We start from the raw sequence: 26,176 nt of genomic DNA, 5'->3' as shown, positions 1-26,176 counted from the left end.
ACAAAGATAGTTGTGGAACTTGTCCACAACTATCTCATTAACCTTTATTTAATCTCTATCAGTACATCGTTTATTCTGATTTGAAGAATAGGGACATCCTGCATCCAAAGTCCTTTTTCAAAGCATAAACTTCACTATTGCTCTCATAAGAATCAAATTAAGATACAATCATAGATTTTGAACACCGAATAACTCCTCTTCTAAAATATGGGGCAACAAATTTCCCTTTTGAGAATATCATATATCCCGACGATGTTTCGACTGCATATTTCTTTTGGTGCATAATATCCGATAAGTCAACATAATCATTAGCCTCATGATAAGTACAGATGACTGTTTTTACATTATAATTACCCGAATCGAATATTTTTTTTGCCCCTGCAATTACAGATGTTTCAGCACCTTCAACATCCATTTTCAGAAATACCGAACTACCCGGTTCAAGATCTTTTACCACAGAATCTATGGTTATGCAGGTTTCAGAATCTATATCTGATACAAATTTGTGTATTATAACCACCTTATCTTTCCAAGGTTCGAAGGTTTTTTTCAAAGGTTCGTCCCATTCTTTATCCGATTCGAAAAGATAAATTTTACTAGCTTTTTCAACCATTGAAAGAGAAAAATTACCTTCTGCTGCACCAATGTCGAAAAGAATATCTCCTTTTTCGAATCCGAAAGATTCTGATATATAAGAATGGGCCGATTCAGGGTCTTGCTCGCACAAAAGGAGGGAATAATGCCTTTTGACTCTGCTTTCTTTAGTTTTACGCCTAAAATAGAGACGATTACCATTGTGCATTACATACCGTAAACCACTCTCGGAATCGGTTAATACATCAATATCGTCAGCTTTATATTTTTCGTTAAACTCGTAAGGGAAAATATGCCAGCCATTTTTTTCGATATAGGATAAGGCTTCTTCTATTTTTTCGTCTTTAAATTGAGGGTTCTTATCATAATATTCCCTCATTGAACTTATAAGTTGAGCTCTCTCCCTTAATTTCTTCTTTTTATTAAATAGTTTTTTTATCTCTTTTATGATTCCCATTGGTTATTGTTTGTTTTTAAATCAGACAGTTAGTTGTTAATACAAATGTAACCGTTTTTATCGGATGAGGCAATAAGCCTTTGACATATTATTAACACAGTTGCTTTCAAATAAAACCTAAAAACTATTGTTGTTAAAATGCACCACAGCTTAGTTATTTAAGGATATAATATGCCCTCTTCGCATTGTTTTATTCATATACAGCTTTATAAGAATTGGGCATTCCTAATTACCCACACCTGTAAAAACAAAGATAGTTGTGGAACTTGTCCACAACTATCTCATTAACCTTTATATTAAGATTCTAATATTTACTGAATAATTACTTTTTTCACCCAGCCCGATTGGCCTTTCACAATAACAAGAGTTCCTGTTGTTAAACCTTGTATTTCATTTTGTCCTGCGTTTATAGCTATATTATAAAGCAATTTACCATCAATAGCATATACATTTACAAGCTCGGCATCATCGCTATTTACATATAATACACTATTGTTTGCATATACGTTTACTCCGCTTACAGTGTTATCAGCATCTATTCCTGTTGCGTTTCTAATTTCAATGTTTACAATTACTTCGTCCTGAGAGATATTGCTTCCATCGCTCAAATCAAAGTTTATGTTGTTCATTATTATTTGCTGCTTGTTACTTTGTGCTTGTTGTACGGTGTAAGCAACATCTATAATTTTTTTGTAAACTATTAGAGAAGACGAAGACCGAATTTCGTTTTTCTTAATCTCTATCAGCCATTTATTACCATCTTGCGGAGTATAAGTAAGATAGAAGTTATCAGCAAATTCATCGTTCAATTTAGTTGCGTCTTTATCAAGAGTTAATCCTTGCGGAAATTCTACTATAAACGAGCCTGTAATTGTTGCATCGGACGGAATTGTAAGAGCAAGTTCGAATTTACCTTTATTATCGTCTCCCACAGGCGTAGTTTCTTCTGCTTCAACTTTGTTGTTACTACTGTTTAAGAAGAATGGATAATAAACTTCGTACTCATTTAAAACCCACTCCGAGCTATGCCAATTGTAATATTTAGCTATGTATGCATAACCTTCGTCGGTATATAATGTTACGTCTTTGTAATTACCTTCCCAATTACCAGCATTTTTATTCCAAGAATAATATTCTTCCAATGTATAATCTCCATTGTCATTGTAGTCGTTTACGTATTTAGAACTTTCTATCCACTGGTTGTTATCATAGTCCCAAGAATAATACTCATACAAAGTAGGATACAATTCGTCTGCATTTTTGAAAGCAGCATTGAATTTTTGAGCACCAATAAGAGATCGACCTTCATAATCTCCTATATATGCTTCGAGAAATATTACATTCTTATTCGAATCGTATTTTTTTATTTCCAATAATTGAGTAACCCAACGATAGATATCGTTGCCCGAAGAATCGGGAATAAAACTATAAGTCTTATACTCGTAACGAGTTACATTTTTATCAGAATCGTACTCCATCAGGTATTGAGCCGATGATTGCCAATATTCATGCACACCTGTTGAGTCGATATAAGATGTATATAGATATTCGGTTTTCGATGTATTATTCTGGTTGCCATCATAAGTAAATTCAGTCTTATTTTGGTTTATCCAACTTCCGTCACCAGCCAAATATTGACCGATAGCCATTTTTATTAAACCATCGTCGTATGTGTTAGTATAATTTATATGATTGTATTTAACCAATTGCCCTAACTCCCAATCGTAACTATAATTGATTTCACTTGTTATATTAGCACTTGCATCAAAGTCGCGTTCTGTTTTTTGAATGCATAACCAAGTGCCATTCTCCCAATGGTAATAAAGCTCTTTACTTACATATTGGTCGTACAAATATTCACGTTCTTGCTTATAAGAGCCTTTCCACTGGTTAAGGCTATCGCTATAATATTGTTCTTCCAAAATATAATTGCCCGATTTATCATAACCAAATATATACATATCATGTTTTTTCCAATCGTTATTTTTCCACAAATAATTGGCCTGAAAGATTATATTTCCCAAAGCATCATATGCTTGTTGAGTTTTATATCCATCTAACAACACATAATTATCGTCATATATAAAGTTAATATTAAGAGTATCTCTATTTTGCTGGTCGAAGAAACTGAAGTATTCATTGTCTCTTATCCATCTGTTATTTTTCCAAATTGAATGATATTTAGTTACATCATTTTCACCCCTTTTATACTCAATTTGTTCAATCTGAGCCCAAGCGTTATTTTTCCATTCATAATCGGTTTCTAAAACTATATTCCCATCGGCATATTCATATTTATATTTGCTTTCGGGAATTAGTGCTTGCAATGTATCACTCCACTCATGAAATTCCTCACAAATTATATTCCCATCATTATCATACAAATAATATTCTTTTTCAATGATGTATCCATCTGCAGAATACATGAATATACTATCATTCCACGAGTTAGTAACACCTTCGCCTTGCGAAGCCCGCGAGGCTATTTTAGGAGTATTAAATGTAACAACCTTGCTTTTTTGTGTTCTTTGCGTTTCAACTTTTTTCTGGTTGCTTTTCATTACCTCAGCAATGTTCAGCTTTTCTGTTTTTACACGATGCCTTTTCTTTATATCAGCTTTCGGAGCAGCCACCGCAGGCAGTAACAGAGCCAGCATAATAAGTAGAGAGTAAAATTTTTTCATAAACAATAAGCTTTAGTTAATAATATAAATACAAATATGTCATTAAAGTCTAGAAATCACCGACTAAGGTAATATATAATTTAGCAACTTAGTTGTTTTTTAACATAAAACAAAAGTCCCTTAAGAAAATTTCTTAAGGGACTTTTTCCATTATATATCTTTAATCCATCCTATTGAGTAACCTCAACCCATTTTCCTAGGGTTTTCGACTGTTCTTCGGGTTTGTACATTGTTTCCGAAACAGTAGCAGGCAAATAGAATTTACCGCAATATGCAGCCTGAAGCCTTACTTTGAAAGAAGTTGAGTATCCATTTCGCAAGTTGAAATATGTCAACACCCTGTCGTCGCGAATATCCTGATAATTGAATGTTTTACTTTCTTCGTTATCGAACAAACGATTATTGAATATTTCCCAACCCGAAGCAAATATCTGGCTCAGAGCAATATCGGTTAAATATTCACCCGATACATTTTGCACAATAACGCTTGCATAAAATTCTGTTCCCTGACGCAGCGATGTAACATCTATTTCTTTATTCTCTAAATCGGTATATTTCACGTAAATGTTCATGCCTTTATTTTCTGCAGGAAGAGGATCTTCAAGCGGTTGTGTACGACCAATCAGACGAACATATATTTCGCCTTGCCCCTTGTTCACAAATTTAACATCGACAGTTTCCTGAGGTTTGATATTTATTTCGTTAAACACCTGAGCCGGATTTCCACTTTCCTGTTTCACATCGTTCAGATACCATTCGTAACTTATATTGCCTTTGCCCATAACTTCGGCAAGTTTCGACATTGCTATTAACCCATACGATGCAGTTTGAGTGGATATGTAATCCGAACTAAGTTTTTCCGATACTTTACGGGCAAGTATCAGAGCCTTTTCGGTATTCCCTAATAACAGATGAGTTTCCATAATCATAGCTAAATCCCTGCTACTGTCGCCATATGTATTATTACTAACAGTATATCCGTTTACATTGTCGCTTACGTTGGCTATAAGTTGGCGTGCCGCATCTTTTTTGCCTGCAACCGCATATGCTGCAGCAAGCCTCCAGCGTGCCTGTGCCGAAAGATCTTTCATTTCTTTCAAACGATTCATTGCACCTAGTTCGGGCTCTCCTGCCAATGCTAGTGTATACAAACGGTAAGCTTGCTGAAGATCGCTCATCGAATAATCGTAATACGAATTATACATGTCTCCCTTATTCCAGTTCTGTGCAGCCTTTTTCTGGAATTGTTTCCATTTCGACAACACATTTGACGATACGTTATAACCTTTATTATGGGCTTCGAGAAGGAAATGACCTGCATAAGTTGTTACCCACTCTGTAGGATAATGGTTGCCGGGCCAGTAGGCAATGCCTCCATCGCCTAGTTGACGTGATGAAATTATTTTGATAGCCTCGCTTATATTATATTTCATCTTTTCGGTTTGCTTATCGGTAAATTTAGTGAATGTACCAACATACAATAATGGAAATGCTTTTGACGATACCTGTTCGGAACATCCGTGAGGATATTCGAGCAGATAAGCGATATTTTTATTGAGATTGACGCTAGGCATGCGCGATATTTCGAGCTTCACCCAATCGTCGGCTTTCGGAGCATCCATTCTGATACTTAATTGCTGTGTATCGCGTGGCGCAACTAATGCCTGATCGCTAAGCAACATCGATGGATTTGGATTGCGTACTTCAATATCTATCGTTTCGCTCGAAGTTTCGCCTCCTCCCGTTGCATTTATTTCAACACGTTCGTAACCTGTTTTACGTGCAGCTTTCATTTTGAAATAAACAATTTTATCGCCTGTATCGCTAAATGTAACCGATTTTGATGTTCCGTCAGTAAATTGCAATAACCCTCCCGATTTTACCGTAACGGTAACGTTCTTCACTTTTTTATCCATAGCAAACACATTTACAGGAAGAAGTATTTCTTCGTCAGGGCCTGCCACACGAGGTAAAGTAGATAAAATCATCAACGGATTTTTAACTTGTACAGCTTTTTCGGTATTACCGTAAGCTCCTTCAGGCGACCCAGCTACAACCATAACACGTACAGAGCCTATATAAGATGGCAATTTAATTTTGTGCTTTTTAGTTTCGCCCCCTTTAATACTGAAAGGACCAAGGAATTTAACAACAGGTTTAAAGCGGCTAAACGGATTGGTTGAAGCTTCAAGTGCTTCGTCACCACCAATGCTTAACAATGGCCCCAATTTTCCGGCATTTGCCCCTACTACCATATCGTACATATCCCAAGTGCGCACTCCAAGTGCTTGTTTAGCGTAAAAATCGCTCCAAGCATTCGGGGTTTTAAATGCGGTTATATCAAGCAGTCCTTCGTCTACTACGGCTAATGTATAAGTCATTTTCTTCTTATTTTGCTCCGAAACAGACACAGTAAATTCAGTTTCAGGGCGCAGCTCGTCAGGCATCGCTATTATAGGCTTCAATATAGTATTATCGTTCTTCACATTAATATTTAATACCCCATACATACGGATAGGTAAATCGTTATCGGTTTGTGCATGCGGTTGCAATAAAGTTGCGAAAATGTAAAAATTCGGATTCATTTCTTCCGTAACCTTAATTGTGTGTTTAGTATCTTCTTCCGCACTGGTTTTTACCCACTCGCGCGATAACACTTTCGATCCTGTTTCGATACTTATCAAAGCCCTACCCTTCGAACTCTTCGGAATAGTTATAGTTACATCCTCGCCCACCTGACAAGTATATTTATCCGTTGAAAACGATAACATAGTTAATCCACCGGGATCGTCTTTTGCCGAGCGTCCACGCCACGACGGCCAGTCAACATAAACAATCCGTCCTGCAGTATGCCCACTCTTCTCATCCTTTACCAGAACCAGATAACGCCCCCAATTAGGATATTCTACCCTGAATTTAACCCGGGCTTTTCCGCTTGTTGTAGAAACATTCTGATCGAGTACAATATTGGCCGAAGTACTGTTTACGTATGACGAGAGGTTTTCGCTGTTACTACTCCACCACCACGACCAACGTATTTTATATACCTTCACGTTAACATCCGAACGATTTAACGGTTTTCCTTCGGGCGAAAGGGTAACAATATCCAACATATTGTCGGCATCGGTTTCGAGCATATCGTAATCGTTTGTTGTAGGTGTTTTTACCCCAACATAACTAGAGAATGGCGAATATGCCACTGTTTGTGGGTATACACTGGCATCGCCCCCCGATTCGAATACGCGCGAAATAATATTAGCTTTTAACATGCCCGGAGCATTGGCTGCTTGTGGCAATTTTGCGCTCACATTGGCTTCCCCGTCAGAATCTAAACGCCCTTCGAAAAGTGTATAGGTATCAGAACTGAAATTTGTTGCAGGATTATTGAATGAGTATTGCTCATATCCTTTAAACGGACTGCCCACGGTACTTAATGTCATTTCTACCGCTGCTTTCAGGCTATTTGCAGGTGCACCGTGTAACCATTGCGATGATAATTTACCGGTGAATGTACCTTGGCTGGCTTTTATTATTTCGCCTGCATCGATGCGTATTTTCAAACGGTTTGGTTTTACGGTTTCTATTTTCAGAGTCTTAGTAAACGATACACCTCCTACTTTTATCACAGCTTGCCAATTACCGGTTTCATCCGTTGGATTGGTAGCAAATTTGAAATCGTAGAAACCGTTTTCTCCCGATGTTTTGATATATTTCTGATACAATTGTGCACGCGGAGTAAATAACTCGAGCGATACAGGATGGTCTTCGGGTATAATTTTATCTTTATCTTCGAGAATGAAAGTCACAAATATTGAATCTCCGGGTCGCCAAACTCCCCTTTCACCGTAAATATAGCCTTTCAATCCTTTCTGTATCTCTTTACCGCTTATATCGAAATTGCTTAGAGATAGCGAAAGATTCGATGTTACTTTCAGGTATCCTTTTTCCTTGTCTTTCGATACTACCACAGCAAAGGGGACTCCACCCTTGTATTCTATGTCGGCAAATCCGTATCCATCGGTATCTCCCGATCCTATAAGCTGCATCTGGAAGTTATATACATTTACCTGTGCTTTTGCGATGGGTTCGGTGGTTAAAATGTCGGTTACCGATACTTTTACTTTTTTATCGGAGCCTATTTTTGCGATTATGCCGAGGTTCGAAGCAAATACTATACAGTTTTGCTTACGGTTCATATAATAGCTCTTATGGCAAGGATTGTCTCTTTCGCTCCACTCGTATTCATCCCAATCAATATCACTATCATAATAGTACGACGATGGGATGTCCCACACCGCCTCGTCTTCTTCGGTTACTTTATTATCGAATCGTTCGAGAGCTGCATCTTGCGAAACCTGAGGAATTACACCATCGCAAGGGTAAAGCGAGTATTCCTTTTTCATCGAAAACTCGACCCTGTAAATTGCACCCGGATCTTGTTTTATCATAGTCGACAAGTCGATTGAAAAATTATTCCAATGATCGAGCCTCATGCTGTGATCTGTATCGAGCCGAACGCGTTTTTTGAGGATAATACGTCCGAAACGGCGTAAATCGCTACTTCCTCCTAAATTGTTCGACTGCAAATACCCCAACACATTATTCTCGAATATCTTTATCACTTTTACATCTACAGCCCAAAGATTCACCGCTTTAAACGGAACTATCAGGTTATTTGAGTTTGGCAAAATATTTCCTGTTGTATTGAGTAACTCAACATCGGGATTATTTTTCTCTAGAGTCAGCTCATACGAGTAACTCTTATCCAATTGTTTGTTATTGGAGTTTTTAACTTCCTGATAAACAGTGAGACCTACAGTTGTTGTGTTGCGCGTATCGTTAAGGAAAATAAGTAGTACGTTTTTTTGTATGTCGTACGAATAGTTCTGTACACCATTCAGACTGATAAGCCCCTGTATGTTTTGGTTAGCCGACAAAGGATCGCTGAATGTTACCCTGATAGCTTCCTGTGGATCGTAAGTGAGACGCACATCGTTTACCTGAAACAAATCGAGCTTGGGCATTGTAATTACATTGTTTATAATTTTATTAACCCCAAGCGGTGCACCGTCTATTTTAAGTACATAATCTTGTGTTTGTCCCGTACGTTTAAGACTATCTACCGTAAAAGTGTAACGCCCAGTTTGTTCGGATGGTAGTACTTTTACGCGAGCGGTATTTGTGGGTCCTGTTACAGAAAACATTTTTTCGATCATGTCCACCGGAGCCGCATCGGCAAGTGTAAGTGTTCCGCTAACGGAATTCCATTCCAAGTCGTTATCTTTTGTGGGAGAATAAGGCAAAACATCCGCCGTAAAATTTTGTGGCGGTACATTGAAATAAAAATAAAACTCCTGAAACTGGCTTTCCACCTCAAGTATTTTCCCAAGCTTGAACCATGCTTCGTATTGCTGCCCCGATTTAAGTTCGCCCACTTCGGGAACAAATGTTATTTTACGGCTGCTTGTCCAATAGGCTTTTCCTTTTATAGCAGGTGTAAATTCAAATAATTCCTTGTCTATCTCCTTATTCAACTCAACAGCAGGCATATCCTGAGTAAGTTCAATCTGTATGGATGAAGTTGACGATACACTACCGAACGTAAACGCAGCTATATAACGCGAAAACTCGGGATCGATGGTATGATCTCCCGTTTTCTTACACGAATTGAAAAGAAGGAGAACAAAGCCTAATAACAGCAGGCCGACTGACGACAAGGATTTTGAATTTTTCATATTTCGAAATGTTTATGTTAAGCTCACGGAGCTATTTTATTAGCTTAATTAAATAACATTAATACGCTTTACAAAAGCAAATTAAGGCAATTTGTGCAAATATAAAGAATTTACTAAAAAATATCTTTGTTTTTCCATTATATATTTAAATCGTTTTTTGTAGTTATATTTGTTGTAGGCTTTATATGGAAATAAGCTGTTTTATGCGCAAAAAAATTAGTATTATAATTCCCGTATATAATGTTGAACCTTATGTCGAACGTTGTATATTAAGCATTATCGAGCAAGACGTTTTTCCCGATGAATACGAAATTATTGCTGTAAACGATGGTTCAACCGACCAAAGCGGCCAAATACTTGAAAAACTACAACAAGCTTACCCTTTTATTAAAATTATTAATAAAGAGAACGGAGGCCTTAGTTCGGCAAGGAACGAAGGACTCAAACACATTTCGGGCGATTATATTTTTTTCCTCGACTCCGACGACTGGATTACCGATGGATCGATGGCTTTTCTGACCAATTGGATAAATTCTGTCGAATCCGACATTTATTTGTGGCGCCTTGACGAAATTTATGATAACGGAACGATTAAAAGGCCTAAAAATGTGCTGTCTGACAACAACAAGATATTAACCACTGAAGATTATCTGAATTCGCATACTCTGATAAGCACCGCCTGCCAAGGGTTGTTTGCCAGACAAATTTTCGACAAATACAACATAAGGTTTAAAAACGGTTTTTTGGCAGAAGATGACGATTTTGTAGTCCGTTTTTTTTCGAGGGCTAAAACAATAGTTTGTACCCATCGCTCTGTTTACTGCTACTATCAGCGCCAAGGGTCGATAAGTAAGGGACAGGAATTTGAGAAAAAAATAATTGGCGACAGGTTGATAATGCTCGAAGAATTGGATGCATATATATCGCTATTCGACGGCAGAATGAAAACAGGATTGCAACGCAAGCTCGATTTTCTGGCTATTGATATTATTCGCCTTTGCATCCGGAAACGGCTTCCGGAACAGATAATAAACGAAACTTTGTCGGGATTAAAAAACATAGGTTATTTTCCGTTGAAAACAGGGCGAATTTATTCGATAAAATACCTGATATTTAAAATTGTGTTTTCTTTTCCTTCACTGATTAAAAAACCGGGATTCTTTCTGAGAAAGTACATGTAATAAAAAATCATCAATACTAATACATTAGTATTGATACCTTTTCCATCGTAAATTATAGTGGGTTTACTTTTGGTATTTTACCATTATACTTGCAGCTGAATATAATCGTAATGAACATGAGACTCCACTACACAAATTAATCCCCTGCAACAGTAGTAGTAAAATAGAAGATGAGTCTTCATAAAAATGCTTCTTCTTGTAGATATTTATTGTTAATACTTTTGCGAAAGTATGTCATAAAAAACACATTAAAAATGCCATACAATATTTACAAATCCTGCATATAGTTTTAGAAAGTATATTTTTCACTGACAATCAATACATTGCCGTATTTACAACGCAAAAATATATAACTTTTTAATATGCTGCACCTAAAGTATACAATACTGTTTGATATGCGATGAAATGGGTTATTTATGTTATAATTATAAAAGAAGGACAGAAGTTGATTAGGGGAAACCATTCTTCTGTCCTTAATTACCTAGTATTGCTGCTTTTAGCATACGCTAAACCGAGCCACGATTAATAGGCTGTTCTTCACTCTACAGTGAAGTTACCTGTTGTCGTATACGCAGTATTGCTCAAATTTGTGAGCCTTAACGTATAGTCGCCGCTGCTAAACGATGTTATAGGCAAATAATACACACCGTCTACCTGAGCAAAAACTACCGAATTGTATACATTTCTGTCCGACGAGTTGAATATCACAATATGAACATTGCCTATATCATACTGAAATTCCAGTCTTAAATATGATTTCAGAACATGGTATGCTTTAAGTCCTATATCTGAAGACCCTCCTGATTTAGGACGATGTATTACAAGCTGCCCTTCAAGATGCATTTCATTATCTATCATTTCGTCTTGTGCACTGGCCGTTTCTACAAAGGCTGGAGTAAACATAAAACCAGCCAAAAGGCAAATAACTGCTAAAATTCTTTTCATAATTTAAGTGATGTTTAAGTGAAAAATAATGTACGCTTTGGTTGTGCGGTCAAATGTAATATGGGGGATAACAAAAAGAAATGGAAAACAGTATCCATATAGTTTTTTGTAAACCACATATTTATTTAATCACTTAATTAACAACACGATATAAAGTTTTTATTCCAATATAGATATAGCTTTTTTGCCTTACATGTAACTCGAAAATGTTGTTTTTGAAAGTGTATTAAGGTTATCAACGAACATGGAACCGTATATATTTAAATAATATAACCACAAAAAGAAAACCTTCCGCTATTACTGTTTGTAATAACGAAAGGTTTAGAAAAGACCGTATATAATTATTTTATTATCCTAGATCAGTTTAGACAGTCATAATTGCCACATTTTCTTTCAGGTAAACCAACATATTTCCGTAATCTTTTACTCCTATTTTTTTGCGTATTGCCCATTTCTTTGTCTGTATAGTATTCAGTGTTTGTCCCATAAGAATAGCAATCTCGGTATTACTAAGGTCGGCATAAGTAAGGCAACAAATCTTAACTTCGGCTTCGTCGAGTTTTGGATATGCTTTGCGAATTTTGTCGTAAAAGCTGTCGTGCATCTGGTTTATCAGGCGATAAATGGTATCCCAGTTAAAGTCTTCCTGCCCATAAACTACTTCCCTGAATTTTTTCAACAGTTTTTCGTTTTGCTTCTTTTCACCCTGACGCAGATATCCCTCAAACAAAGCAGCCTTCTTCAATATATCGAAATGCTGGTACAATGTAGCTTTAAACTCATCTTTTTGCTCATTCTGTACACGCCCCATTTGTTGCATGCTATAAATCATTTCGTTTGCTTCGCGTAGCTCTTTTTCTTTATTCGCATGTTTTCTGTAATAGTAGGTTATTATAGCTAAAGCAATAAGAATAACTACTAAGATTCCGATAAACAACCGGAACTTTTCTATCTCTAATTGATAATTCCTGTTCAGAATCTGCTCAAAACCATAACGCTTTTCTATTTCGCGTATGTTTTGTTCTTCCCTTTGGGTATGAATGGCATTATTGGTTCTTATATATTTCTTCAGGTAACCGATAGCTTCTTTATGATTATCTTTTAATATCTCGAGTTCCGATAATATCCAATATATGTTCAGGGTATTTCCTCCATTATATCCCAGATCGGAAAGTTCCACCGATTTATCTATGTAATATTGAGCAGAATCGGTGTTATGTTCCAACATAAAGATGTGAGACATACTAGAAAAAACTTTTATTTTGATATTATCGTCATCTGTCATCTGCAATACTTCCCTGAGGTACATCTTTGCTTCGTCATAATCTCCTCTGATTTTTAGTGCCGTACTTATATTTAATGTTAAATCTAGTTCCAGCTTTTTGTCGTTTTTGCTTTTAGCTATCTCATAACCCTTGTCGTAATAATAAAAAGCGCTATCTCTTTCTCCCATCAACAGAAAAGTGTTTGCCAGCATATTATCAGCCATAATCTGATTCCTGAATTTATCGTTTTTCTTGCTTCTTTCGAAATAATGCAAAGCATTTTTGTAACGTTCGATAGCTTTGCTACGCAACTTAGGTTTGTAATAATTTACTTCGCCAATATAACATTGTATTAATCCTTTCAGATTGTTATCGTCTGTGTTATTGGCAAACTTTTCGGCATCGAGAAATTGCTGCAAAGCAGGTTCGTTTTTTTTATTCAGCAGCAATACTTTTCCGTAGTAAAATGCTGCTTGTGCAGTATTTGGGTAATCGTTCTCTTTCTCGTAAAACTCTTTTGTACTCAGTATTACCGTATCCTTTACTATGCTTCTGTCAGATTTGTCTTTTGCCTGAATTCTAAGTAAATGATACTTATGATACACCTTTTTGTCGAGGGCTTCGAGCCCCACAACCGAGTCGAGTTTCGCCAAAGCTTCGGCAGGTTCGTCATTGGCCAACAGGTAGTCAGCCTCAATAATTAAAAGTTCGGCATTTTTTAATTGATGGTCACAGCCAAAGTTTAATATGAACAGGCAACCAACGATTGATAAAACAATAATTGCGCGTTTCATTGTAGTATTCAATTATTACAGATATTCCGGATTTATAAAAGTTGATATAAAAATATGGGTTTTTTATAAAACAAACAGCATTTTTATCCCTATTTTATTGTTAAATTGTAACCATTCTTAAAACAAATGTTTGCATTGTGCTTAATTACAATATTTAGATAGCAAGCATGTATTTTTCCGACTACTTTTTTTATTTACAAAAGAAGTCGTACTTTTGCGAAACTTGTATCACTTTTAATATTTAAAAAGAAACGATGAATTTTGTTGAAGAGTTAAAATGGCGTGGGATGATCCATGACATGATGCCGGGGACCGAAGAGCAATTACAAAAAGAGTTAACCTCGGCTTATGTTGGTATTGACCCAACTGCCGATTCTTTACACATTGGACATTTGGTAAGCGTTATGATGTTGAAGCACTTTCAGCGTGCAGGACATCGCCCTATTGCATTGGTGGGTGGCGCAACAGGCATGATTGGCGACCCTTCGGGTAAATCGCTCGAAAGAAACCTTCTTGACGAAGAAACTTTACGCCACAATCAGGATGCGATAAAAAAACAGTTGGCTAAATTTCTCGATTTTGAGTCTACTGCCCCTAATGCAGCCCTGATGGTAAATAATTACGACTGGATGAAAGATATAACTTTCCTTGGTTTCATCAAGGATATAGGTAAACATATCACCGTTAATTACATGATGTCGAAAGACTCGGTTAAGAAACGTTTCTCGGGCGAAGGCGAAGGTATGTCTTTTACCGAGTTCACTTACCAGTTGGTACAAGGATACGACTATCTTCACCTATTTTCTAACTTCGGTTGCAAATTGCAAATGGGAGGTTCGGACCAGTGGGGCAATATAACAACAGGAACAGAACTTATCCGTCGTAAAGTAGGTGGCGAGGCCTTCGGGTTAGTGTGTCCGCTTATAACAAAAGCCGATGGTGGAAAATTCGGAAAAACCGAATCGGGAAATGTTTGGCTCGATCGCCGTTATACATCTCCTTACAAATTCTATCAATTCTGGCTGAATGTAAGCGACGATGATGCCGAAAAATACATAAAAATATTCACAGCTTTAAGCAAGGAAGAGATTGAGGGTTTGGTAGCAGAACAAAAGGCTGCGCCTCATTTACGTCCGCTTCAGAAAAGGCTGGCACAGGAAGTTACGGTAATGGTGCATTCGCAGGAAGATTTCGAAAATGCAGTTAAGGCATCGGAGTTACTTTTTGGTAAATCGCTTCCTGCCATCGACAACGAAACTTTCCTTGAGGTATTCGAAGGCGTTCCGCAGTTCGAAGTATCGGACAACGATATCGAATTGGGAGTGAAAGCTATTGACCTTTTAACCGAAAAAACAGCAGTATTTCCGTCGAAAGGCGAAATGCGTAAGCTTGTTCAGTCGGGAGGTGTATCGATAAATAAAAACCGTTTGGAAGATACTGAAGAGGTTATCGACAGTTCGTATTTAATAAATAATAAATTTATCCTTATCCAACGGGGTAAGAAAAATTATTACTTGATTATTGTAAAATAAGGGAATCTTTCATTCCTTTGCACTACATATAATGCAACTGTCTCATGGTGTAATGGTAGCACTGCAGATTCTGGCTCTGCCGGTCTAGGTTCGAATCCTGGTGAGACAGCTTAGTAAAACAAAAAAAGATGTGAGTTTCAAAAAACTTGCATCTTTTTTGTTTCTTATGTACAGCTATTAATTCACTATATCTTAACTCTATTCTTTTTTGTTAAAATTGCAAATATTTAACCAATAGCGACTAAATTGTTTGCTATTTAGTTAATTTTGTTTTTATTTGTATTCGTAAACAGCGTGATGTTTTGTTATTTATCTATAATCCGTACTGAAAAACAATTATTAATCTGAAACTATATCTCGAATCAAAAAGTGTAACTCTTCTATTATACAAAACATACGTTCACTATCCTCATTGTAATAAACTAATTAACAATCAACATAAAAGAAAATCTTTATGAAAACAAAAGTTATATCACTAGTAGCATTTATCATTATATCATTATCAGTAAAAAGTCAAACATTAAGAACAGTTGGTTTAAACGATTGGGATACAATAAACGAATCGGGATTTTTTTCGAGCGCACGGACTACTCCCAATAATCCTGATTCTATTTCTGATATATTTTATGGTATCACAATCGCACACATGAGCGAGAAATATGGCGGTCAAATGGCTTTTAGAATAATGCCTCACACCCAACCCAAAGGCATTCCTAATGTGTGGGTTCGTAGCCGCATCCATACAGGAGTAGGAGAATGGGCTAAATTGATACACAGTAAAGGAAATCACACGATGGAGGGAAACCTGAATTTTCTGAATTTTACTGTAAGAGATAATGGGTATATTGGAGAAAACATTACAGGAAAAATGGGAGAAGGTACCCGACTGTATTTCCAAGGGAATGAACTATCTAATAACAAGGTTTTTTTTATATCTAAATACAACTGGAGCAGCAACAATTCGGATCTGCGTATAAATGTCAGGAGTGGAAATGATGGCAAAGATCGTTTTGTTGTCGGCAACAACATTAATAATGTTTGGAAAAGTTGGTTGTCTGTATCCAATAATGGACGGGTTGGTATTGGTGTAGAGAATCCTCAAAATGCATTGGATGTGAAAGGAACAATATGTGCCGATAAAGTAGAAATAAAAGCTGTAACATGGGCCGATTTTGTTTTTGCGAAGGATTATAAACTTCCATCTCTCGAAAGTGTAAAACAACATATTGACGAACATAAGCACCTGCCTGATATTCCTTCCGAAAAAGAGGTAATAGAAAAAGGAATTGATGTGGTTGAAATGCAGGCAAAGCTGCTACAAAAGATTGAAGAGTTAACCTTATATGTGATAGAACAGGAACAAAAGAATAAGGATCAAAAAACTCAAATAGAAGACCTTCAAAACCGTTTGAAAAATTTAGAATCAACAAAATAACACCTATTACTATGAAAAAATATATATTAGGTCTAGTATTCATATTGGGAATATTCGGCTGTGAAAAAATTGTGGCTCAACATAGTGTAGTATACGAATACGATGCAGGAGGCAATCGTATATCGCACAATTTGATTGTAATGGATGTAAGAAGATCGGCAGCTCAAGAACAGGAGGCAGAACCTCAAACACATACTGAAAAACTTGCCGAATTTACTGCAATCATATATCCAAATCCCACCGAAGGTTTACTGAAGGTAGAGTTACTGAACCTTCCATCAGAAACGACTGCCGAAATAAAGGTATATGATAAGGCAGGAAAATTACTTATACAGAAGCCGGGCATATCAGAGGTTGTCGAGATAGATTTGCAAGAATACGTATCAGGAATTTACGTAATGCAAATAACAGCAGGAGAATCGACTTCGAATTGGAAAATAATAAAAAGATAAGATAGGATGAAAAGAATATATTTTACTGTTCTTTTAGTATATATATGTGTATTAGGAGGTACACAAGCTCAGGAAACTCAACCGAGCTGGAGCCTCAAATCGACAATGAATGGAAACCAAAATTATGTTGCCCGCGATATTATCGAATTGTTACCGGGTTTTTCATATACATCCACTCAAGGTAATTCGTTTACGGGTTCTATAAATGAACTTTTATTGTTCCCTCCTACCGAAGGAGTTTATGCAAAACCCGATGGAACAATAACTAATAATCCGGAAGAAGGAGGTATTGTTGGAACTATTGGCGGAAGTTTCGATGTAAGTTCTACAGGAGCTGCGACATACACAATTCCCATAAATTGTCCTGCCGGTATAAATGGTATGCAGCCCAATATCTCATTGGTGTATAGCAGTCAAGCCGGAAATGGTATTGCAGGCTGGGGATGGAATATAAGTGCCAGCTCTATGATTAGTCGGAGCCCTAAAAATTATTATTTTGATAACGAAAAAACAGGTATTATTTGGGATAAAACATCGCCGCTAACTTATGATGGTCAACGAATGATTCAGCAAGAAGCATCAGGCGACAGCATTGTTTATTGTACCGAAAACAATACTGTAATTCGCATTGTAGGTTATAATATAAAAAATTGGGGACCACTTTATTTTAAAGTATACACAAAAGAGGGTAATATCTTAGAGTACGGAAGTTTATCAAATATAGCATCATATTATCCGATAGAAGGTTCCGGTACTGTTATTAACAATGGTTCTGTACCCATAGAATTTGTTGATATAATTCAAAAAAATCTGGGCTGGGCATTAACAAAGGTAATTGATAGCAATAATAATTATATCGAATATATATATGACAACGATTTTACCCGCACAAGTGCAGGGCAAATATGTTATTTTACATGTAAGAACAATCACTTATCGCGCATCGAATATGGGCATATCGATTCTAATCAAAAACAAGTAGTCAACAGTGTGCAATTTCATTACACAACATTGTCAGATACTTCTACAAAATATCTGGACGGAATGACTGTCAACAATAATTCTTTACTTGAAAAAATAGAAGTAAAAGGATCAGGGAATAATCTATTGGAAGAGTATCTGTTAGACTATAATGTGGTTAATAATATAGATTATCTTTCTTCAATTAAAAAAAGAAACTCGGATGGAGAATTTATCCACCCCATTAAATTTGATTGGTCTCCGGTTAGTTACAACTATTCATATATAAAAGAATTAACTTTTAATAAAAGCACAAATGTAACTGCATATGCAGATATAAATCATTTCATTCCTGTTGCTTTTGGAGACTTAGACGGTGATGGTATATTAGATCTAGTGATGAAAGTTGTAAAAATGGATGGAAAACAATATTGGATAGCTTATAGAAATAACGGAAACAAATTTTTTGAAACACTTTATGAAGGAAAAGGGGGAGATGATGCTCCGGTTTTTTTGTTCTTAGATATGGATAATGATGGCAAAGACGAGTTATATAGAGGAGTACCATATAACAGTGGGTCAACTGCATTATTATTGGAATGCTATAAATATGAAAATAACAAGTTTTTACGTTATAGTTCACAGGATATAAGAATAGATATAAAAGGATCTGATTTTCAATACAGAGAATATTTTCATGTAATTCCGTCAGACTTTTTAGGAAATGGTAAAACTCAATTATTATTAGTTGCAAACAATAATAGAATTATTTCATCATGGGGATTTCCTACAGACATCGATTTAACAATATTCGCAGATTATGCAAAGTCTCAGATTTTACTTACTGACATTAATGGAAATGGTAAAACTGAGATAATGTATATCGAAGGTAGACATAAAACCTGTTTTTATGAATATAGTGTAGGTGAAGGATTTATTCCTATACGTACTGATAATTACAAATTTTCATATAAAGCCCATTTTTACCCGGGAGATTTCAATGGTGATGGAAATACTGATATTCTGGAAAAATGCGAAGAAGATGATAAATGGAAGTTATACATATCGAATGGAAAAACATTTACAGAAAAGGACATGAGCTCTTATATGAAGGAAACAACATATAATCGTTATCCATCGGAATATAAAGTACTAGTTACAGATCTAAATAGAGATGGTAAGAGTGATATTATAATAGAAACTTCTAATACGGAAAATAATGCCACACTTAGATGCCTTATAAGCAAAGGCGACGATTTTCATTCGCAAATCATAGATAATGAGGCGCTTATAACAAGTGCTCATTTTAAATCAAGTGGTAATTTTTTAAACAAACATAGTACTGATATTTATGTAAATCTTAATAGGAATTATACAGGGCTAAAGGGAGCACAGATTTTATCTTTTTGTCAGGATGTCAGATTCAATAAAATAGTAAAAATAACAGACTCTATGGGTGGAGATTTATCGATAACCTACCAAGATTACAAGAGTCCATTCCTATCCAGACATAATACAGGTTACTCTGAAAATGCTAATTCTACCAGTTCTGACAAAATGGTAACTATTTGCCCTTCAAAACTTGAAGTTGTCAAGAAAATAAAAAGTGAGAATATAAACACTGAATATGAATTTTATAAGCCTTATACTCATTTACAGGCACGAGGTTTTCTTGGTTTTTTTAATACTGAAAAAAGAAACTTAGTAACGAATGTAACGAATATTAGCGAAAATAAATCGAGTAGTATATTTGGAATTTTATATCCATATAAGGAAACTGCAAAATTAATATCCGGAGAGTTGATAAAAGAGAATATAATAGATTATGCAACTGTTTCACAAGGAAATAAAGCATATTTTCTTCGCTTAAATTCACACATCTTTAAAGATTATTTAAGACGGACAAAGACTATTGAAAAAAAATATTCAAGATATGACAGTTCTGGAAATCCACAATTAATAGAGACTTCATATATAGGTTTAGGATCCGAAAAACAAGAATTAGTATATGTAAAGAAGGGATCTTTATTTTATAATAAGATAAGTTCATCTACTATTACAAAACATATAGCTAATGAAAATGATTTTGTAAGAAAAGTCGAGTATTTATATGACAATAAAGGTAATCTGACGTCAGAAATTATAGATAAAGATGACAATAAAGAAGTAAATACTAAATACTTATATCACGATAAATATGGGAATGCCAGACAAGTATCAGTTACAGCAAATGGCATAACACGTAATTCTTATATGACTTACACCTCCGGACGATTCTTAGCTAGTAAAACAGATCATTTTAATCAAACTGTTACTTATCGTTACGATATGACAAAAAATTTACTTTTGTCCACGACAGACAGATTAGGCACAACATCTTATCAGTATGATGGATTCGGGCAACTTATAAAAACAATTAATCCCGATGGAACAGCAGAGGTCAATGTTTTGAGGTGGGCTTCAACCGATGCGCCACGAGATGCTAAATATTATAGCTATTCTGAGTCTTCAGGCCAATCTCCCGTAAAAGAGTGGTATGACAAATTAGGCCGTAAAATAAGGATAGAAACATATGGGCTTAATAATAAAAAAATATTTATTGACACAGAATATAATCTTGAAGGACAACTGGATAGAGTATCTGAACCTTATTTTGAAAATGATACAAAAAAATGGAATATTGTTTATTCGTATGATAATTATGGAAGAATTGAGTCAAGTGTTACACCAATAGGAACAACTACATATGCGTATGATGGAGCCAAAACAACAATAACAACACCAACAGATATTTCTGAAACAATATTGAACTCATTGAATCAAGCCGAAAGAATTACAACAAATGGAAAATCGGTTAACTTCACTTATTATGCAAATGGACTGACAAAATCAGCTACTCCCGAAGGTGGACAAGCCGTTACCATGGAGTACGACCTGCAAGGTAACCGTACGAAGATAACCGACCCCGACGGAGGCGTTATAGAATCGGAATACGATGCATGGGGACAGATTACAAAAACAAAACGTTATATGCATTCGGCTACAAGCCCTACCGTTATAACTTACGAATATCATAACAACGGATTGCTTAGAAGGCAGAATGGAGTTTCGTACGAATACGATTCGAAATATCGTTTGATAAAACAATCGAACAATTTTGAAATAAGAACATATGCATACGATAATTTCGACAGGACTACCTCTGTTACATCGAACAGTAAAACATCACGGTTTGAGTACGATAAATTAGGGCGGGTAAAAAAAGAAACTTATCCTACGGGTTACTATACAACAAATACTTACGATAATAATGGTTACCTGACCGAAGTAAGGGACGTTAATAATAACCTGATTTGGCAAGCCCTTGCCGAAAACACAAAAGGACAGCTTACCCAAGTGAAAAAAGGAAACGTTACAACCACTAATACGTACGACGACAGAGGATTCCCTACAGCCATAAAAGCAACAGGAATTGTAGACTTTACTTACGTCTTCGACTCGAAAGGCAACCTTACATCTCGAAAAGATGGCATAAGAAATCATCAAGAACCGTTTGTGTATGACAACATGAACCGTTTGACGAAATGGTCTTCAGTATACGCATATTACGACAACTTGGGCAATATGAAACATCCCAACTTGGGAACACTTAATTATGGCGAAAATGGTAAGCCCCATGCTTTAACCTCGATAACAACAGCCAACCCCGATTATTGGGAGAAAATAGGTAGTGAACGCTATATGAGTTTTTCGCGAACAGGAAAACTTGAGTTTATGGCCGAATGTGTAAATAACCCTAACGGCAGTTATAGTACAAAAACGCTTGATGCATATTATGGGGTTGACGATCAGCTTGTAGAAATGGGTACTGGAGATGCGAGCTCTTCTTTTTCACGAAGTTATCATAATGGAAATTACGAAGAAGAAGATTATTATGGAACAAATTCACGTAAAATACATTATATTTATGGCGGCGACGGAATAGCGGCAGTGTATATAATGGACAATACAGGTAATAACCTGTATCATACGTATACCGACAACTTAGGATCGTTGGTTGCATTGGTAAAGCCAAATAATACGGTAGCCGAAAGGTACTATTATTCGCCTTGGGGCAAGCGAACCAAAGTTACCAATACGGGAATAGCCGACAATCAGAATTGTTTGTTGCACCGTGGGTACACCATGCATTCGCACATCGACGAATTTGGATATATACACATGAAAGGGCGTGTTTACGACCCTGCAACAATGCAGTTCCTTAGCCCTGACCCTTATATACAGGCACCGGGAGACTGGCTGAATTTTAACCGCTATTCGTATTGTTTAAACAATCCGTTTAAGTATACCGATCCGAGTGGGGAGTTCTTTTTTACAGCACTTTTTCCAGGTGTAGGTACTGTTTTAGATGCAATGTGTTGGGGCGCTGTAATTGGTGCGGGTACAAGTGCAGCTAGTTATGCTATAGGAGCGGGTATTTCAGGAAATTGGTCTTGGAGTTCTTTCGGAAATTCGGTAGGCATGGGAGCTGTTGGAGGTGCTATAGGTGGAGGATTTAGTAGTATTGGTGGTGCCTTTGCTAACAATTTAGGATACAATATACTAAGTCAAACAACAAGCACTGCTCTAACAAATACGATATTTGATAACGATATAACATGGGGAGGTATTGCCGGAAGCGTTATTGGAGGATTTGTAAGTTCTCAATTACCTAATTTCTCAGGAGTCCAAGGAGGGGCCTTTAAAAATGGTATGGCAGAAATAGGCTTTAATTCTGTGAGAGGTGCAGTAACTGGACTTTATTCCGGAGCAGTACAAGGTGCTATAGATAATAATCCGAATGCTATGTGGCAAGGTGCTTTAGGTGGAGCAATAAATGGGGCTAGTAATTCAATGTTAAACATTGCAACTATGGGTAGTACATATATTCCTGACCCAGAAATATATTGTGAACTAGGTGATTATGGACAAGTTTATAGAGGAGGATCTGTGTTCATGAGAAAAGGAGAAGGAATAACCATCGGAAGAAATGCCGTTACAAAATTGACTGGAGACACTGATTATGATAGATATCTAATCCACCATGAAACTGAACATATTATTCAAATTCAAAAGAAGGGATTCGCTCCTTTTTACAAAAGGGTTTTGTCAGAATATAAAAAGTATGGACTATCAAATGTTTATAATATAGGAGGAACATTGGATTATGCAGCAGATTATGCAGTATATAACAGACTTGGTTATATAGGCTATATAGGTAAAAATGGACCTTATATCCGATATTCTCCTCCAATAAAAATACGATAACATGAGAAAATATATAGTTATTTTTGTACTTTCAGAATTATTCGTCTCTTGCGGTATAAAATTTCCTTTAATCGAAGATTTCCGGAAACCTTACCCAACTTATTTAACAGAAGAACATAAGGAACAATCAGACATTATAGTTACTGATTATATCTATATGTCTGTCAACCCAAATTCTGAATTTATAACAATTTCAGATAGCAATTATGTTATTTCAGGTAATATTAAAGTATATAGTTATACAAATGACACTATGTATCTGACAATAAGAACAACAAATGCTTGTCTAAAAAATAAAGAAAATCAAAATCAAGTATTTGATGCTACTATTAATTCTGAATTTGATTCAATTAAAATTTTACCGCAAGCTACTAAAACAGTTCCTTTCAAAATGAAGTTTAAATATTTTAACAATAGCTATATAGAAAAAATGTCTGACTTTGAAAATTATAACTTGGAAATTATGTTCTCAGATATTTTAGTCAATAATATATCTTTAAAAGATAAAAAGGGCATATTTTTTTGTACTCTATTGTAATTAGCTATATCTATGTTTAAAAACAAGTTACTTTATGCACTAGTTATATCAAGTTTATTCTATTCTTGTTTATTTGCATATGATCCTCCAAGAAAATTGATATCAATTAAAAACAACTCTGAATCAATCATATACCTCTATTGGTCTTGCGACGACACTATGAGATGGTATTACCCTCCAATATATGAGATGGAGTTATCAATTGAAAAAAGTGATAAACTTAAGAATATCCCATTATATTATAAAATATATCCAGATAGTATTGATTTTCTTCACACAGGATCTTATGAACGTTGGGAAATATTCGATATATGTTCTGTAAATGAAATTTATGTGTTTTTTATAGCAGATAGCATAATGCAAAAAGAGGGATGGAACAATATTGTTAAAAAACAACTTTACACAAAAAAGGAAAGTTTTACAATGGAACAATTAGAAAAGCAACGTTGGATAATAGAATATCCTTAAGCGTAAATATAAACCCCAGATATAAATGTGTATCTGGGGTTTATCTATAAGTAAAGTGCTATTACCTTTACAAAAAGCCTACAAACCGAAAATTTGCATATTTTTGTCAGATGTGTCAGGTTTTGTAAATAATATGCGTTTGAGGGCTTAAGAAAGAGATGTTGTTATAGTTGAGTAGAATTTGGAATTCATTATATTTACGGAGGCGACGGAATAGCGGCAGTGTATATAATGGACAATACGGGTAATAATCAACGATCAGAATTGTTTGTTGCACCGTGGGTACACCATGCATTCGCACATCGACGAATTTGGATATATACACATGAAAGGGCGTGTTTACGACCCTGCAACAATGCTGTTCCTTAGCCCCGACCCGTATATACAGACACCGGGCGACTGGCTGAACTTTAACCGCTATTCGTACTGCTTAAACAACCCGTTTAAGTATACCGATCCGAGTGGAAATATGTTTAGTGCTGTTACAGGTTTTCTTAGAGGGTTATTTAGTAAGGAACCATGGAAAGCTTATGATTCGGCCTGGCGGTCCATACAAAATGAGTATAAAATATACTGGGGATTATTAAAAACAGATAGCAATCTTAACTTTGCAGATAGGGCAAAACAACTCATTTCTCGCTTTACATGGGAATCATTACAAACAACGGTAGGATTTACTTATTCGCATGCAACAAATATGTTAGGTTTTACTAGAAGAGTTACTTATTATGGAGGAGCTACAGTTTCGGAGTCATATTCATCAAAATATGTTTCAAATGGGGCTATATCAATCGGGGCTTATATTGTAGGAAAACCTGGGATAAAAGCTGATCCAAATAACACTTTATTCCAACATGAATATGGACATTATTTACAAAGCCAATCGATGGGACCTTCTTATTTGTTTAGAGTAGGATTTAGAAGTATACAATCAGCAGGCTCTAGCGATGGTTCACATAAATATAACAAATACGAACAGGATGCAAATGTCAGAGGATTTTTGTATTTTAACCGATATGTTGATGGCTTTTATCAATCGCAGGAAGATTTTAATAATAATTATGATGGTTCGCATGAAATTGAAAGAAAAGGCTGGAATTTTTATAAAAATCCTTTAGCCATTAATGGTACCAATAATGTAAATGGTAAATATTGGGATTATAAAGACAGAAGTATACCGTTTGGTAATTTGCTAATGAATAATACCTGGTTCGAAAGACGATTTGCACCTTTTGGGCAATACAACGACCTTTATTTATTTCCTCACAAACCATAAATAAGATTATGAAAAGATATTTCAAATATATAATGCTATTTGGTACATTTATAGTAATATTATCGACATTAACGATGTGCCGTGAAGCTAAAGGTCCGTTTCCTTTTATCGTAAATAATAATACAGATGATACGGTTTATTTTAGTTATGAAGGATATTGGAGAGACACATTTATTGTTTGCAATAGACATATACATCTTATACCTCCATATTCTCATACAACTTTGTGGTGTGATTGGACATGGGAATCAGAGTTTGGAAATCAAAAGGATTATATTCTTCAAATATTTATACTTGATAAAAGAGTTTATCCTTATTTTAGGTCAAATTGTGATAGCCTCCGCTATAATAATAGTTTTCTTTTAAAGCGTTATGAATATACTGTAAATGAAATGACAAAAATGAATTGGACAATAACTTATCCATAAAGTCTAGTTAAGCATAACCCCAGATACTCTATTTGTATCTGGGGTTTATCTATAAGTAAAGTGCTATTACCCTTACAAAAGCCTACAAACCGAAAATTTGCATATTTTTGTCAGGTGTGTCAGGT

At 35.7% G+C, this 26,176-nt stretch carries 14 protein-coding genes and 1 tRNA gene; 10 read left to right on the top strand and 5 right to left on the bottom strand.

The window, feature by feature from the left end:
- Positions 1 to 157: 157 nt before the first annotated feature.
- From D0T53_RS01990 to D0T53_RS01980, 3 genes are all read right to left on the bottom strand, one after another.
- Positions 158 to 1,051 (bottom strand): FkbM family methyltransferase, encoded by an 894-nt coding sequence (locus tag D0T53_RS01990; RefSeq protein WP_163264545.1) that lies wholly within the window; start codon positions 1,049 to 1,051, stop codon positions 158 to 160.
- Between the two features lie 311 nt (positions 1,052 to 1,362).
- Positions 1,363 to 3,735: a hypothetical protein gene (locus tag D0T53_RS01985; protein ID WP_163264543.1), complete on the bottom strand. Its 2,373-nt coding sequence runs from the start codon at positions 3,733 to 3,735 to the stop codon at positions 1,363 to 1,365.
- 170 nt (positions 3,736 to 3,905) lie between these two features.
- On the bottom strand, positions 3,906 to 9,470 hold the full coding sequence (locus D0T53_RS01980; protein WP_163264541.1) for an alpha-2-macroglobulin: 5,565 nt from the start codon (positions 9,468 to 9,470) through the stop codon (positions 3,906 to 3,908).
- Between the two features lie 203 nt (positions 9,471 to 9,673).
- On the opposite strand from D0T53_RS01980, the gene D0T53_RS01975 reads away from it, so the two are divergent.
- Positions 9,674 to 10,651, top strand: a complete 978-nt coding sequence (locus tag D0T53_RS01975; protein ID WP_163264539.1) for a glycosyltransferase family 2 protein — start codon at positions 9,674 to 9,676, stop codon at positions 10,649 to 10,651.
- 537 nt (positions 10,652 to 11,188) lie between these two features.
- Here the strand turns inward: D0T53_RS01975 and D0T53_RS01970 are convergent.
- Both D0T53_RS01970 and D0T53_RS01965 read right to left on the bottom strand, forming a co-directional pair.
- Positions 11,189 to 11,596, bottom strand: a complete 408-nt coding sequence (locus D0T53_RS01970; RefSeq protein WP_163264537.1) for a DUF3244 domain-containing protein — start codon at positions 11,594 to 11,596, stop codon at positions 11,189 to 11,191.
- Positions 11,597 to 11,960: 364 nt separating this feature from the next.
- Entirely contained in the window at positions 11,961 to 13,655 is a 1,695-nt protein-coding gene (locus D0T53_RS01965) for a hypothetical protein (protein ID WP_163264535.1), read from the bottom strand.
- 254 nt (positions 13,656 to 13,909) lie between these two features.
- Here D0T53_RS01965 and tyrS point away from each other — a divergent pair, with 254 nt between their 5' ends.
- The 9 genes from tyrS to D0T53_RS01920 all read left to right on the top strand — a co-directional run bounded on the left by tyrS (position 13,910) and on the right by D0T53_RS01920 (position 26,051).
- A complete protein-coding gene (gene tyrS, locus D0T53_RS01960; protein ID WP_163264533.1) occupies positions 13,910 to 15,187 on the top strand; it encodes a tyrosine--tRNA ligase in 1,278 nt (425 codons plus the stop codon).
- A gap of 38 nt (positions 15,188 to 15,225) precedes the next feature.
- Positions 15,226 to 15,296, top strand: a tRNA-Gln gene (locus D0T53_RS01955).
- Positions 15,297 to 15,641: 345 nt separating this feature from the next.
- Positions 15,642 to 16,622, top strand: a complete 981-nt coding sequence (locus D0T53_RS01950) for a hypothetical protein (protein ID WP_163264531.1) — start codon at positions 15,642 to 15,644, stop codon at positions 16,620 to 16,622.
- 11 nt (positions 16,623 to 16,633) lie between these two features.
- Positions 16,634 to 17,074: a T9SS type A sorting domain-containing protein gene (locus tag D0T53_RS01945; RefSeq protein ID WP_163264529.1), complete on the top strand. Its 441-nt coding sequence runs from the start codon at positions 16,634 to 16,636 to the stop codon at positions 17,072 to 17,074.
- A 6-nt stretch (positions 17,075 to 17,080) separates the two neighbouring features.
- Positions 17,081 to 23,341, top strand: coding sequence for an RHS repeat-associated core domain-containing protein (locus tag D0T53_RS01940; RefSeq protein WP_163264527.1), 6,261 nt, complete (start codon positions 17,081 to 17,083; stop codon positions 23,339 to 23,341).
- 1 nt (position 23,342) lies between these two features.
- Positions 23,343 to 23,879: a hypothetical protein gene (locus tag D0T53_RS01935; RefSeq protein ID WP_163264525.1), complete on the top strand. Its 537-nt coding sequence runs from the start codon at positions 23,343 to 23,345 to the stop codon at positions 23,877 to 23,879.
- A gap of 159 nt (positions 23,880 to 24,038) precedes the next feature.
- Positions 24,039 to 24,347: a hypothetical protein gene (locus D0T53_RS01930; protein ID WP_163264523.1), complete on the top strand. Its 309-nt coding sequence runs from the start codon at positions 24,039 to 24,041 to the stop codon at positions 24,345 to 24,347.
- Positions 24,348 to 24,636: 289 nt separating this feature from the next.
- Complete coding sequence (locus D0T53_RS01925) at positions 24,637 to 25,623, top strand: RHS repeat-associated core domain-containing protein (RefSeq protein WP_163264521.1); 987 nt, start codon at positions 24,637 to 24,639, stop codon at positions 25,621 to 25,623.
- A gap of 8 nt (positions 25,624 to 25,631) precedes the next feature.
- Positions 25,632 to 26,051 carry a hypothetical protein gene (locus tag D0T53_RS01920; protein WP_163264519.1) on the top strand — a complete coding sequence of 140 codons (420 nt, stop codon included), beginning with the start codon at positions 25,632 to 25,634 and terminating at the stop codon, positions 26,049 to 26,051.
- The last annotated feature ends 125 nt before the right edge of the window (positions 26,052 to 26,176 follow it).

The organism is Dysgonomonas sp. 216, assembly GCF_010501065.1.
Classification (GTDB): Bacteria; Bacteroidota; Bacteroidia; order Bacteroidales; family Dysgonomonadaceae; genus QVMM01.
The sequence above is the reverse complement of the archived record's forward strand: the minus strand, read 5'-3'. Positions and strand labels throughout refer to the sequence as shown.

Coding starts and splice junctions, on each gene's coding strand:
- D0T53_RS01990 (WP_163264545.1), bottom strand. CDS start 1,051: ATGGGAATCATAAAAGAGATAAAAAAACTATTTAATAAAAAGAAGAAA.
- D0T53_RS01985 (WP_163264543.1), bottom strand. CDS start 3,735: ATGAAAAAATTTTACTCTCTACTTATTATGCTGGCTCTGTTACTGCCT.
- D0T53_RS01980 (WP_163264541.1), bottom strand. CDS start 9,470: ATGAAAAATTCAAAATCCTTGTCGTCAGTCGGCCTGCTGTTATTAGGC.
- D0T53_RS01975 (WP_163264539.1), top strand. CDS start 9,674: ATGCGCAAAAAAATTAGTATTATAATTCCCGTATATAATGTTGAACCT.
- D0T53_RS01970 (WP_163264537.1), bottom strand. CDS start 11,596: ATGAAAAGAATTTTAGCAGTTATTTGCCTTTTGGCTGGTTTTATGTTT.
- D0T53_RS01965 (WP_163264535.1), bottom strand. CDS start 13,655: ATGAAACGCGCAATTATTGTTTTATCAATCGTTGGTTGCCTGTTCATA.
- tyrS (WP_163264533.1), top strand. CDS start 13,910: ATGAATTTTGTTGAAGAGTTAAAATGGCGTGGGATGATCCATGACATG.
- D0T53_RS01950 (WP_163264531.1), top strand. CDS start 15,642: ATGAAAACAAAAGTTATATCACTAGTAGCATTTATCATTATATCATTA.
- D0T53_RS01945 (WP_163264529.1), top strand. CDS start 16,634: ATGAAAAAATATATATTAGGTCTAGTATTCATATTGGGAATATTCGGC.
- D0T53_RS01940 (WP_163264527.1), top strand. CDS start 17,081: ATGAAAAGAATATATTTTACTGTTCTTTTAGTATATATATGTGTATTA.
- D0T53_RS01935 (WP_163264525.1), top strand. CDS start 23,343: ATGAGAAAATATATAGTTATTTTTGTACTTTCAGAATTATTCGTCTCT.
- D0T53_RS01930 (WP_163264523.1), top strand. CDS start 24,039: ATGAGATGGTATTACCCTCCAATATATGAGATGGAGTTATCAATTGAA.
- D0T53_RS01925 (WP_163264521.1), top strand. CDS start 24,637: ATGCATTCGCACATCGACGAATTTGGATATATACACATGAAAGGGCGT.
- D0T53_RS01920 (WP_163264519.1), top strand. CDS start 25,632: ATGAAAAGATATTTCAAATATATAATGCTATTTGGTACATTTATAGTA.